12 protein-coding genes are annotated in these 12,623 nt (G+C 48.3%); 6 read left to right on the top strand and 6 right to left on the bottom strand.

Annotation, left to right across the window (positions count from 1 at the left end; all coding sequences use genetic code 11):
• Positions 1-4 precede the first annotated feature (4 nt).
• The 3 genes from ACFVQB_RS03670 to ACFVQB_RS03660 form a co-directional block, all read right to left on the bottom strand.
• On the bottom strand, positions 5-1,159 hold the full coding sequence (locus ACFVQB_RS03670) for a type III polyketide synthase (protein WP_379435054.1): 1,155 nt from the start codon (positions 1,157-1,159) through the stop codon (positions 5-7).
• Positions 1,160-1,375: 216 nt separating this feature from the next.
• Positions 1,376-1,993: a flavin reductase family protein gene (locus ACFVQB_RS03665; protein WP_379436281.1), complete on the bottom strand. Its 618-nt coding sequence runs from the start codon at positions 1,991-1,993 to the stop codon at positions 1,376-1,378.
• Positions 1,994-2,152: 159 nt separating this feature from the next.
• Positions 2,153-3,148, bottom strand: coding sequence for an iron-hydroxamate ABC transporter substrate-binding protein (locus tag ACFVQB_RS03660; RefSeq protein WP_379435053.1), 996 nt, complete (start codon positions 3,146-3,148; stop codon positions 2,153-2,155).
• Between the two features lie 256 nt (positions 3,149-3,404).
• Here ACFVQB_RS03660 and ACFVQB_RS03655 point away from each other — a divergent pair, with 256 nt between their 5' ends.
• Complete coding sequence (locus ACFVQB_RS03655) at positions 3,405-3,998, top strand: hypothetical protein (RefSeq protein WP_379435052.1); 594 nt, start codon at positions 3,405-3,407, stop codon at positions 3,996-3,998.
• Positions 3,999-4,127: 129 nt separating this feature from the next.
• Here the strand turns inward: ACFVQB_RS03655 and ACFVQB_RS03650 are convergent, their stop codons facing one another.
• Together ACFVQB_RS03650 and ACFVQB_RS03645 are read right to left on the bottom strand one after the other, a co-directional pair.
• The gene (locus ACFVQB_RS03650; protein WP_379435051.1) at positions 4,128-5,363 is read right to left on the bottom strand and encodes a multidrug effflux MFS transporter; all 1,236 of its coding nucleotides are present in this window, start codon (positions 5,361-5,363) and stop codon (positions 4,128-4,130) included.
• A 41-nt stretch (positions 5,364-5,404) separates the two neighbouring features.
• Positions 5,405-6,151 (bottom strand): GTP pyrophosphokinase, encoded by a 747-nt coding sequence (locus ACFVQB_RS03645; RefSeq protein WP_379436279.1) that lies wholly within the window; start codon positions 6,149-6,151, stop codon positions 5,405-5,407.
• Positions 6,152-6,532: 381 nt separating this feature from the next.
• On the opposite strand from ACFVQB_RS03645, the gene ACFVQB_RS03640 reads away from it, so the two are divergent.
• Both ACFVQB_RS03640 and ACFVQB_RS03635 read left to right on the top strand, forming a co-directional pair.
• Positions 6,533-7,264: an alpha/beta hydrolase family protein gene (locus tag ACFVQB_RS03640; RefSeq protein ID WP_379435050.1), complete on the top strand. Its 732-nt coding sequence runs from the start codon at positions 6,533-6,535 to the stop codon at positions 7,262-7,264.
• A gap of 134 nt (positions 7,265-7,398) precedes the next feature.
• On the top strand, positions 7,399-8,127 hold the full coding sequence (locus ACFVQB_RS03635; RefSeq protein ID WP_379435049.1) for a YoaK family protein: 729 nt from the start codon (positions 7,399-7,401) through the stop codon (positions 8,125-8,127).
• Between the two features lie 25 nt (positions 8,128-8,152).
• Here ACFVQB_RS03635 and ACFVQB_RS03630 read toward each other — a convergent pair whose 3' ends face one another.
• On the bottom strand, positions 8,153-9,049 hold the full coding sequence (locus ACFVQB_RS03630; RefSeq protein WP_379435048.1) for a LysR family transcriptional regulator: 897 nt from the start codon (positions 9,047-9,049) through the stop codon (positions 8,153-8,155).
• 132 nt (positions 9,050-9,181) lie between these two features.
• On the opposite strand from ACFVQB_RS03630, the gene ACFVQB_RS03625 reads away from it, so the two are divergent.
• The 3 genes from ACFVQB_RS03625 to ACFVQB_RS03615 all read left to right on the top strand — a co-directional run bounded on the left by ACFVQB_RS03625 (position 9,182) and on the right by ACFVQB_RS03615 (position 12,577).
• Complete coding sequence (locus tag ACFVQB_RS03625; RefSeq protein WP_379435047.1) at positions 9,182-9,892, top strand: O-methyltransferase; 711 nt, start codon at positions 9,182-9,184, stop codon at positions 9,890-9,892.
• Between the two features lie 77 nt (positions 9,893-9,969).
• Positions 9,970-11,301: an MFS transporter gene (locus ACFVQB_RS03620; RefSeq protein ID WP_379435046.1), complete on the top strand. Its 1,332-nt coding sequence runs from the start codon at positions 9,970-9,972 to the stop codon at positions 11,299-11,301.
• Between the two features lie 154 nt (positions 11,302-11,455).
• The gene (locus ACFVQB_RS03615) at positions 11,456-12,577 is read left to right on the top strand and encodes an AbrB family transcriptional regulator (RefSeq protein ID WP_379435045.1); all 1,122 of its coding nucleotides are present in this window, start codon (positions 11,456-11,458) and stop codon (positions 12,575-12,577) included.
• Positions 12,578-12,623: the final 46 nt, after the last annotated feature.

Below are 12,623 nucleotides of genomic sequence, written 5' to 3'. Positions count from 1 at the left end.
CTTTTTAAATTGCGCCTTGATTCACTGTTTCTCTTTCTTCAACGAGTGCAGGAACATAAGTAAAAGGAAGCAATTCCGCCGTCAGTCCCGGTCCAAACGCAAGTGCAATTCCGCTGGAAGCTTCTTCCCTTTTTCGATAATCATCGCGGATGGCTTGTAAAACAAACAAAATCGTCACAGAGGATAGATTTCCATAATCTCGTAAAATGTTTCGGCTGTAAGCGACCTGCTCATCTGACAGCTGGTACAGCTTCTGTACCGCATCCACAATACCTCTGCCTCCCGGGTGGATCGCCCAGATCTCCGGTAGATCGCTGCCGTTCAGCAATCGTTCAACCTCTGGACCAAGATGTAAGCCGAGCAGCTTCGGAATCTGTGGCGAGAGATACAGGTCGAAGCCGGTATTGCCCACTTCCCAGATCATCTCTTCCGCACAGTCTGGCAGCAACACGGAATGCCCGGTTCCCAGTCTGAATAGTTCTTTGCGTCCTAATCCGGACAGGCCCACAACACAGGCAGATGCGCCATCCCCGAAGAAGGACGCTGCGAACAGATCATCCCGCTTGGCGGACGGCTGAAAATGAAGGGTGCACAGCTCTACACATACGATAAGTACCTTAGCGTCTTGGTCACTCATCACAATTGAATTCGCCAACTGTATAGCTTTCAGACCGGTAGCGCATCCCTGGAACACAAGCGGCATCCGGTTAATACGCGGCGATAGTTCAAGCTGCTGAATCAGCCGAACATCGAGACCGGGCAGGAATTGCCCTGTACAACTGACGGTAATGAGATGTGTAATCTCCGAGGTCGAAACGACGGCATCCTCAAGTGCCTGACGCGCTGCCTGAATTCCAAGTGGAACGGCTGCTTCCTTATATTTGGCCATACGTTCGGCTGTGGTCGGAACGTCCTCCGCCTGGGTAAAGGGCAGATAACGGCAAGACTCTACAGGCTCCAGCAGGTTCGGTTCACATGTATAACGTGTCTCGACACCGCACTGGTTGAATATTCGCTTGGCCCATCGTCTGGAATCCGGCTCATGCTCCAACGCTTGTGCGAGCCGAGCAGACACATCCTTTTGCTCAATGCGGTGAACAGGCAATGCCGTTCCAATTCCCATGATACTTGCGGCTACGGTTCCATCAAGTTGGTTCATCGGCTCCAACCTCCTTATATATAAAATAGGTTCTTGTCACATGTGCAGGATATAGTACAAGTCTATTCGAGGCTTGCCCCCTTTATGTTCACGAAACACGCAAAGACGGACAACACATGCGTATTCCGCACATGTTGTCCGTCTTATTAAAGGATGATTACTATGTATATCTTATCCCGACCCTTCCTTCAACAGGTCGTTCAACCTGCTCTGCTGTTACTCCGGCCTGACCACGGTAAATCTCTCGCCAAGTTTGGCATAGTCATTCCCGGCCAGCCTGCTGATCGGTTTGAGCTGATCCATCAATATATAATTGGTGGCAGGATCATACACCTTCTCACTGAAATGGTATTGTACAATGCGAACCAGAAGCAGATCACTCACAGGTTTTTCCTCATCGTTCGATATCGGAATATGCTGATACAACTTACATTCCATCCGAATGAGTGCTTCCTGTATTGCTGGTACGGAAACCACAGTACTTGGTACAGTCGTCAGGTTTGTCCGTTCCAGCTCACTTTCGTGGGGCTCCAGCATGGCAGCAGTCTCGTTCATGTCATGAACGATCGATTCATCACAGATATGTACCACGAGTTCTTGTCTGGAAAGCACATTGCGCGCGGTATCTTTCATAACGCCATCCTTGCGAGCAATGGATATGGACAATATCGGCGGGTCAGAGCTAACAACATTAAAAAAACTGAAGGGCGCTGCATTAATAACACCATCATGAGAAAGTGTTGTAACAAATGCGATTGGGCGTGGCACCACCGAACCACTCATCAGTTTATAGTTATCTCTGCCCGTCAATTCTCGCGGGTCCAAAGTATGCATCATAAGTTATCCCCTTCCGTAATCGCGAAACGATACTCATCTCTCACAAGCTTCGCTTCATTATTTATTATATATCGTAAAATGTTGAAATCGCAAAAAAATCCCTGGTGCTCATCGCACCAAGGATTATACACATTCGACTTCGTATTTGATGTTCTATTATTTTACAATACTGTTCTGAATGTCTTCCATAATTTGAAGGTTCGCTTGAACTCCGCTATACAACCAGCTGCTTGAACGGGTGAATTCGAATAAGTTACCATTTTTCACTGCCGGGATGCTTTGCCATACCCGATCTTTCAGTGCTTCAGAACCAGTACCTTCATCACTATTCACAAAGAATAAATAGTCTACATCCATTTCCGCCAATTTTTCCAGCGAGATGGAAGACCAGTTACCTGTCGCATTGGCAGAGATTTCTTTCACCACTTCAGGCTCCGCGAGTCCCAGTTCCTTGTACATCACTTCACCACTGGATACATTATCACTTACGATGAAGAATTTGCCGCTAACCAACCAGATGGCCGCTGCCGATTTCGTTCCACCTGTAACGGCATTGATTTTCCCCTTGATTTCTGTGGCTTTTACTTCATAATCATCCAGCGCTTTTTGTGCTTCATCGCCTTTATTCAGAATTTCGCCGATTTTCAGCAGCGCTTTGCGCCAGTCGCTATTGATCTCATCGCCAAGTACATAAGTAGGCGCGATCTTGCTGTATTGTGCATATTTCTCGCCTTCAACCACACTTTCGGAACCGATGATAATCAGATCCGGGTTGAAGCTTGCTACCGCTTCGAAAGGAAGATCGAAGGCAATCGTTGGTATGCCGTCCAGATCTTTTTGCAGATACTCCTGGATTCCGTTGGCTACAGACCATTGGGCAACTGGCTTAACGCCGAGTGTAACCAGATTATCTTCCAGATACGAAGCGATGATACGCTCCGGATTTGCAGGAATTTTCACTTCGTGACCCATTGCATCTGTCAATGTACGTTCTGTCGGAGCTTCTGTCTTTGTCTCTGTCTCCGTTGCTGTATTGTTCTCTCCTGCTGCTGTACCGTTGTCTGCTGGCTTCGATCCGCATGCTGCCAGCCAGATGGACATGACCATTATGGTGATCAGAAGCATGATCATTTTTTTATTTTTCTTAAACACGTGACTATCCCCTTTCAAGATGAACACCTCAATGAATTGAGTTGTTATAACAGACTTAGACGTTTATACATTATTCATGCATATAATACTTGTATGTACTTTTGTAATTCCATTGACAATGATAATTGTTATCAACGAAGTTGTCAATGCAGCTTTTGCCTTTTAAGGTCGAATGCCTTCATTCGAACGATTCACATTTAGGCGGATGCCGCCATATGCTGAGTCCAGAATACGACGACAGGAAGGATGTTCGTACATGGATTACGTTTATAACACCTATTCAGGATATGATGAGGAGCGTTCGTTTCAATTGCCACCACTTCTCCCGGGAGGCGCTCCAGGAGGTCAGCCAGTGCCAGGTTTTCCAGGAGCACCAGGTTCCTATCCCCCATTCATTCCGGGCGGTGGTAGTGGCGGTCAACCTCCTTACTTTCCTGGAGGCGTCCCTGGTACAGCTCCGGGTGTCCCTACTCAGTTGGCACAGGGCAATCTGCCTACCCTGCTAAGCGCTTATCCACGCCCAGTTGGTCAGCCCCCTGCAGAGATGGTTTTTCTGTATAACCTGATCAAAAGCAGCCCCGGCCTTCTACCACTATTTATCCAGCAACAGCCGCAGAATCTGACCCAGGCTGTGCAATTTGCCCAAACAGGAGTAGCAACGCCTCGGGATCCCGAGCAACGTGTACTGCAAAATTTCTGTTACAACCGTTGGTCTCTTGTATTCACATACAATGATGTTTACTTAATGTGGCCTTCCACCAATCTGTTTGGGTTTGTCATCGGTTACTTTTATCCGTTCCTGACTCCAGGCATCCTGCTTAATACACAGATTTTGTTTGCTCTCTGCTAAAGCCCGTTCAGACGTAGAACAAGCGCCCCCGTTGGAGGACAGAACCTTCCAATTGGAACGCTTGTTTATGGTCACAATAATTCTTTATTGTCAGCAAGACATTTAATCAGAGCAGCAACGCAATACATTTCACGCCAGGCGTTGTTTACTCTGACGTCTACCACTCTTGCCTACCATCACAACGTAAATCAGCAATGCACCAAGATCCGCACAAGCGATTACAATGCCCATTGGCACAGCTGTACCTTCGCCTCCAAGACCTACAAGCGGAGCGACAATACCGCCGAACAGGAACGTCATAACCCCAATAAGTGCTGATGCGCTGCCTGCTGATTTCTCCTGATTGGCCATCGCCAGTGCGAATGAAGCCGTGTTAACGAGCCCCACACTGGATACCACGAGAAATAACGGAATCAGGACCGAAATCAGATTACCTCCCACCAGAATGGCGATGAGCAGCGATGTTCCTCCCAGAGCAGCAGTTATCAGTCCTGCGATCAACAGACGAGTTTCAGATACTTTACCCGCAAGTCTTCCGGCGATCTGACTTGCCAATATGATACCCAGACCGTTAATGGCGAAGCAGACACTGAACATTTGCGGGGAGATGCCGTATATTTTCTGAAGCACAAATGGCGATCCCGATATGTAGGCGAACATGCCAGCAGATACAAACCCTTGGGTTAAAGCATATCCCATGAACAGGCGGTCCCCTGCGATTTTGCGGAATGTAACCAGCGTTTGCTTCAGTCCTCCGCTGGATCGGCGTTCAGTAGGTAGTGTCTCTCCAAGACCAACCACGACAGCAACTAAAGTCAAAATACCGATGATACTCAGCAAAATAAATACGCCGCGCCACGACGTGTACGCAAGCAATTGCCCGCCGATAATTGGTGCAGCAATCGGTGCGACCCCATTAATCAGCATTAAGAGGGAGAAGAAACGTGTTAGCTCCGGCCCGGAATACACATCCCTCACCACTGCACGCGAGATGACAATTCCCGCAGCTCCCGCAGCTCCCTGAATGAAACGCAGCACAACAAAGGAGCCCATCGTTGGGCTGACCAGGCAGAGTATGGAAGCGATCGTATAGAGAATAAGACCCGCAATAAGCGGCGTACGACGACCACGCACATCACTTAGAGGTCCAGCCAGCAGCTGCCCTGCCGCCAGTCCGACCATACATGCCGTTAGACTGAGCTGGGCATAAGAAGTGGATGATTGGAATTCATCGGCCAGTGTGGGCAGTGCTGGCAAATACATATCCAGGGACAGAGGGCCAAAGGCCGACAGTGTCCCCAGAATCAATGCCATACGTACACGGGATGTAGAATTGGTGCTTAGTGAGGCTGGTGTACTTTTCATATGAATAACATATTCCTTTCCCTGCAGTAGTTCTCGTTTCCTTAGTGTTCCCCGTCTCCCAGCAGCTTGAGCAGGTTGGAAGGCAGTGTGAACTGTTGATTGTTAATGATAATACGACGCAGCTCTTCTTCATCCCGCTCATTTTCGGCGTCCTTGATCTCCTGAATCTCCCGGTGCAGTCTCTCCATTTGTTGATCCAGTGCGTTCGCAGAGTCTGCTGCACTTTTCAGTTCTTTCGTTAAACGCTCGGGAACATCCTTATTGTATTTATAAAAGATTTTATGCTCCAGGCTCGCCCAGAAATCCATCGCAATGGTACGAATCTGAATTTCCACACACGCCCGCTCTTCTCCATTAGACATGTAAACAGGCACCTCAACCAGAAGATGAAGGCTTTGGTAACCGTTTGGCTTCGGATTCTGGATGTAATCTTTCACTTCCAGCACACGCAGGTCACTTTGATTGCACAGCATATCCTTAATCCGGTAGATATCGGAGATAAAGGAGCAGGTAATACGCACACCAGCGATATCCTTAATATTTTTCTTGATACTTTCAAAGGTTAATTCATGATTTTTACGGAACATCTTGTTCATAATGCTCTCAGGTGACTTTAATCTGGATTTCGTATGTTCTATTGGGCTGTAATCATGCAGGGACTGAAATTCTTCCTTCAGCACCTCAATTTTGGTCTCCATTTGATCCAAAGCAAATTTATAGATCATCATAAATCTCGTAATTTCATATTTAAATTTCTTGAATTGATCAATCGGATGTGGAGCGTTCATCATGGTTTTCTTCCTTTCTTCGTGCACACTAAAGTTAGTTTTATAAATATGAGGACAGAGGTCCATCCACATGTCTCCTGAACCATTATAAATCATATGGAGCCAATAAACGAATTTCTCGCACCGAACTGCTGTTGCAGGCTGAAAGGTATGGTAACCTCGTTTAGGCGCATCCTAAAGAAGAATCATTGTCAATTGGCACGCCATTTCCGATGAAAGAGGTCGATCCCCCTGCTCTATCATGTGACGTATTCGTCCGATGCGCTTCGGGTAAAAGGCTATTTGTGCCTGCCTGACGGGTGCTCTTTACCCGCCTTCTCTCCATATGAAAACACCAATACCAGCTCTGCCCTCCAAGGCTTCGCCGTCACGCAAGAATCCATGCAACTGCAACAGCTCGCAAGCCGCTACCCTCCTGTAAAACAACACATCATGGACGGCAAGGGTACACGTTGGCCGGTTCTGATCTATTGCCGCGGCGGGCTGGGCAACTATGGTGGGGTAAACACCGCTTGGCTGGAGCAATTTGTCCATAAAGGATATATCGTGTTCGCTCCATCGTATCGTGGTAACGAGGGGGGCGAAGGACATGACGAGTATGGCGGACGAGATACCGAAGATGTACATGCCGCATACCGACTTGTGCAAGAGTGGCCCTTTGCCGATACGAAGCGAATTTCAATGATGGGATTTTCGCGTGGAGCCATTAATGCCGTACATACCGCATCGACCTACAATGAAGGACCTGGGCAGGTACATAAACTGGTGCTTTGGAGCGGTGTCTCCGATGTGGAGCGCACCTATCATGAACGAACGGACTTGAGACGCACTTTGAAAAGGGTACTTGGCGGTTCGCCACGTTCCGTTCCGGAAGCTTATCTCGCCCGTTCACCCTTGTCGAAGGCACACAAACTTCACTGCCCTGTGCTGATCATGCACGGCACGTCTGATACGCAGGTGGATTACAGTCATGGAACCCGGATGTATCATTGGCTGAAACGCAGAGGTGCGAGCGTTACGTTTCACGCTTACGGGGGACAGGATCATCGTTTTCAGGAGAGGATGCATCAAGCGGCAGTGAACAATATGTTTGACTGGCTTGCAGCACCTTAGCTTCAAGGTAGGGACGATTTTAACATGTTTGCTGATAAGGGAAGTTTGCATTTCATCATGAACTTTCATTTTGAAGGATCACGCGTTGTGGATGTATACTGGAGTGGTTACGTTTTTTGAAAGGACGGATAATCATGAATCAAAATACCCTCCAAAAGTACGCGATGCTACTGCTGTGCATGTCTGCCGGAATGATCGATGTGATCGGATACCTGGGACTCGGGCATGTACTTACAGCCAATATGACGGGTAATATTGTGCTGCTGGGGATCGCGATTGCCCGTGCTCAGGAATTTGTCGTGCTGCGCGCACTCGTTGCCCTCATTGGTTTTATTGCCGGAAATGCCATCGCAGCACACATGATCGGACATGTGCAGACGAAAAATGGCTGGTCTTCCCGGGTCACAACCGTGTTCACTGTCGAAAGTATACTGCTCCTGCTCTTTGCCATCGCCATGATCAGTCCTTATTCGGAGCAACTGTCTTATCTGCTGATTGCCATGCTGGCCGCGGCCATGGGGATGCAAACGACTGCGGCGCGCCGCATTGGGATTGCCGGTATCTCAACGACCGTGCTCACCAATAATCTGGCCGCCGTAGTTGAGGATGCGGTAAGCATTCTCCAACGGCTGAGACATGCCAATATCCGCTCGCTGGTCAAAGCGCTATCAGCAGATGCGTACCTTCGCGCAGGTGCTGTTGTGATCTATTTGGGCGGCGTTATTCTAGCTGCGATGTTGTTCCACCACATACCCATGATGGCAGTCTGGATCCCCGTTCTGATCGTTGGTGGAGTCACCCTGTACGCCCGATTATACTCCAGTGGAACTACCAAAACAGCGACGGATGACATTCAACGTTAGCTCTCATGCAATTATTGAACTTACTCTATTTCATTAATGATGCTTCCTGTCTGATGAGTTCAACCAGATGTTGAGCGGCAGGAGATAACACTTCGCCTGCTCGTGTACAGACGGCTACCGTGTTTTTCAGCTGTACACCTCGAACGAATACACGTGCCAGCCTGCCTTGTTGTACATCTTCCTTTACGACCAGAGAAGAAATAAAGTTGGCCCCATAACCTGCCTTCACCGCACTGATCGTTTCGTTCAACCCGTTGAACTGAAGCGCAATGCGGGGAGCGGCCAGGTTGTTTGTTGTGCAAAGAGAGACCAGACGCTCTCGTGTAGCGCTGCCTTCCTCGCGCATGATGAAGGGCTCCGCCACCATCTCCCGAAGTTCAATTTCTTTCCCCGCATAGGGATGATCCGGATGTACCACAAACCACATTTCATCTTCAAACAATTCGTCCCAATGAACACCTGAATGTGTAATGCCACTTCCACCATAAACTGCAATCTCAGCCTCATAACGCAGCAGTTGGTCAAAAGCCATCCGGGTATTGGTTGTGCTCACCACCAGCTCCACATCCTCGTACATCTGCTTGAAACGGGCAATCCAGCCTGGCAGCAGAAAGTTCGAGGGCAAATAGGTTGCGGTAAGACGGATCAGCCCTTTCTTGCCCGCCCGAAAATCCTGTACAAAGTTCTCGACATCCTGCTCCAGCATGAACAGACGTTCCGCGTATCCTGTTAATTGCATTCCTGCATCGGTAAGAACCAATCTTCTCCCCTCCGAAGCAAATAATGGAATGCCCAATTCTCGCTCAAACTTCTTCACCTGAGAGGATACCGCTGGCTGACTAATGTTGAGTTCTTCCGCCGCACGCGTGACTCCCCCATATCTCACGATGGCATGAAACAATCGTAATCCGTGCAAATTCAACCGTTACACCTTCTCTACTCAAATTATATAAATTAAGCTTATATTAACATACATATTATATATTTTATTTATATATCTGTTCACTTTATAGTTGAAGTATGAAAACCAATACATGCAATCGGAAAGGAACAGATGACGATGAACAATGTGAATGGTTCTGCTCAACAGAAAACCTGGAGTCAAGTCGACGACTATTTGAACGCCTTATTAATCCCCACGGATTCCCTGCTGGAGCAGGCACTACGTGCCAATGCGGAAGCAGGCTTGCCCTCTCATGATGTAGCACCGAATCAAGGGAAATTGCTTCAGCTCCTGCTTCAAATACAAGGCGCAACTCGTGTGCTGGAAATCGGGACGCTTGGCGGATACAGTACGATCTGGATGGCAAGAGCCCTTCCCGAACACGGACGTATCGTCACACTGGAAGCAGAGCCACGCCATGCAGAGATGGCACGAACCAACCTCACGCGTGCAGGGCTTATGCACAAGGTGGACCTTCGAGTAGGTCCTGCCCTGACTACTCTTCCCGACGTTCAGGAAGAGTACAGAGAGCCCTTTGATTTCATCTTCATCGATGCTGACAAACCGAGTAATCCAGACTATTTGCGATGGGCGCTGCGTCTGGCTCGTCCGGGAAGTCTGATTATTGGCGACAACATCGTCAGGGACGGTGAAGTTATCAATGCAGACAGTACGGACAACAGAGTTCAGGGCGTTCAGTCTTTCCTGAAATTAATTGCAGATAACCCACGTCTTGAAGCTACAGCAATGCAGACTGTAGGCAGTAAAGGCTACGATGGATTCGTGATTGCCCGAGTGCTGGAACCCCCTACTGCAAAATAAACAGTGGTCAATTCTTCCGCAAATCCCCCATTCCTGTTAAACTAAAATCACTGCACAGGCAGACTGGGGGAAACCACTTGAGACTTCTACAACAGATTCATGCTGAAATTCGGGGCTGGTCCCGCAATATTCAATTGTTTTTTCTGGCAAGCATCTTGTATCAGATCGGAAATGGCATGTTCTCTGTCTTGTACAATCTGTACATTCAGGGTCTGGGCTACAATGATACAATGAACGGCCAGATTGTAAGTATTCAATCACTTGCGACAGCGATTATGTTTGTTCCCATCGGACTATGCGGAGATTTCTTCAGCCGTAAGCGACTGCTGATTACCGGCGCTTTGTTCAGTGGAATCTTTCTGATTGGCCGTTCCTTTGATTATTCTGCCAGCGGACTGATCTGGTTTGCTGTATTTTCAGGACTTTTCGCTGGCGTATTTCAGGTACTGGCCATTCCCTTCCTCGCTGAGAATGTGAAGAAAAGTCAACGACTGAAGATGTTCAGCTACTACTCCTCCCTCGTACTCGCTTCTCAGGTACTTGGCAGCTTGGGTGGTGGCGTATTTGCAGACCTGCTTCATACGGCAGGTCTTGCCAAAGTCACTGGTTTGCAAACGGTTTTGTTCGTGGGTGGGGCAGCTACACTGGTTGCATTTATCCCGATGTTGTTTGTATCCGAGGATAAGAAGGCACCGCAAGTTGATACTCCGGCGCAACCTATCACTGAATCTGCGGCATCTGCAAATAATGGCAAACAGGATGTCCTTCATTCCGCAGAACAAAGCAGCAGGAACGATATCCTTAGCCAAAAGAAAGATTCCCGTTTGATCGGCCAATTTGTAATAACCCAATTATTAATCGGGTTTGGTTCCGGGCTGGTTGTGCCTTATCTGAATCTGTATTTTACCAACCGTTTTTCGGTATCCTTAAGTGCCATGAGTCTGCTCATTTCGTTGGGCCAAATCATGACCATTGTATCCATGCTGATTGGACCTACACTCGCGGCCAAGGTGGGAAGTGTTCGAGCTGTCGTCATCTTCCAGGTCATGTCACTGCCCTTCCTGCTGTTGACTGGCTTCACGAACCTGCTGCTCATCGCTTCAGTGAGTTTCTTATTCAGACAAGCGCTGATGAATGCAGCCAATCCGATTCAATCCGCTATTCTGGTGGACAGAGTATCGGACAAACGCCGTGGAATCGCCAATTCACTGATGCAGACCGCCTTTATGATTGGATGGGCCACCATGGGACCTGTTCAATCCCACCTCGTGACCACTTATGGCACGTATTGGGGTTACGCGATCACGTTCAGCATTACAGGCAGTTTATACGTGATTTCATCGCTGATGTACTATATGATGTTCAAAGAACCGAAGCCTTCTGCCCGTGTTCTTGCCGCGAACAGATAAATGATAACCATTCAGCAGGACAGTGGATGAACTGGCTTCCTGTCCTGCTTCGTAATGAGCCAATCACCGTCCAAGGATCAATCATTGTATCTTATCATCAGGAGTGATCTTACATGTACTTCAATCTACCTCATGCAGCCGAAAGACGACACGGATGGAACTGATGCACAAGCTCGGTTCCCACGTTGTCTTTCGGTTTTTTCTCAGTTTGGGTGTCTCTGTTCTTGGCGGGTTCATATTTACAGTGATCCATACACCCATTCCTTGGCTTCTTGGCCCGATGATTTTTATGCTGGTTGGTTCACAGATTGCCAGGCTGCCGCTCATATGGCCCGCTTCCATTCGGGACTACGGTATTCTAATCGTGGGTTACTCTATTGGATTAACACTGACGGGAGAAGCGCTTCAAGGCATTCTGCACCAGCTGCCTATGATGCTGCTCATGACCCTGCTCTTAATCGGACTATGTACATTGACCGCCTATGTTGCTTCTAAGCTGACAGACTTTGACTTTCCCTCCCTGCTGGTTGGCAGCATTCCAGGCGGACTGTCCCAGATGGTCTCCCTTGCGGATGAGATGAAATCGATCAATCTGACGCTCGTTACTTTTTTGCAGGTCACGCGGCTGATCATGATTGTATTCTGTGTTCCGTTCCTGCTGTTTAGCCCATGGATCGGGGGAACGACAGGTGTAGGCACGGATCAGCCAATGATCGAGACAGCAACTTGGGCAGCACTCTTTCCCGAAATCTTGCTCTATGCCCCGCTCTGTGTCGCTGGTGCCTGGGTTGCACGCAAGTTGCGGTTTCCGACAGCATTTATGCTTGGACCCATGATCGTCATGTGTGTAATTCAATTAAGCACAGCGATGCACACACCTAATCTGCCGTCGTCCCTGCTTAATATTTCACAATTGATGATTGGCAGTCATGTGGGTCTGATGCTTCGTCCTCAGCAGCTGCAACGCAAGATGCAGACCGTAACACTCGCAATCACAAGCAGTGTGCTCCTCATCGCAGGTTCGCTTGGCTTGAGCTATATATTAATGAAGATGTTCTCCCTCTCGGCCGCTACATCATTGTTGAGCATGGCACCTGGCGGAATGGATCAGATGAGCATCATGGCCCATGAAGTCAATGCCAACCTTTCGGTGGTGTCCGGATATCAGTTGTTTCGCATCTTATTTATATTCTTTATCGTCTCTTCGCTACTTAAGATGATTCTCATGCACATGTTGAGGAAAAAAGAGGCTAGCACCCGCTCTTCGGTCACGTAAAATAGGAAGTGGACATACCAAAGAGAGTATCCGACGACTGATTTCC

The sequence above is a fragment of the Paenibacillus sp. NPDC057886 genome (assembly GCF_042796655.1).
In the GTDB taxonomy this organism is placed as follows: Bacteria; Bacillota; Bacilli; order Paenibacillales; family Paenibacillaceae; genus Paenibacillus.
This window is presented reverse-complemented; position numbering and strand designations above follow the sequence as displayed.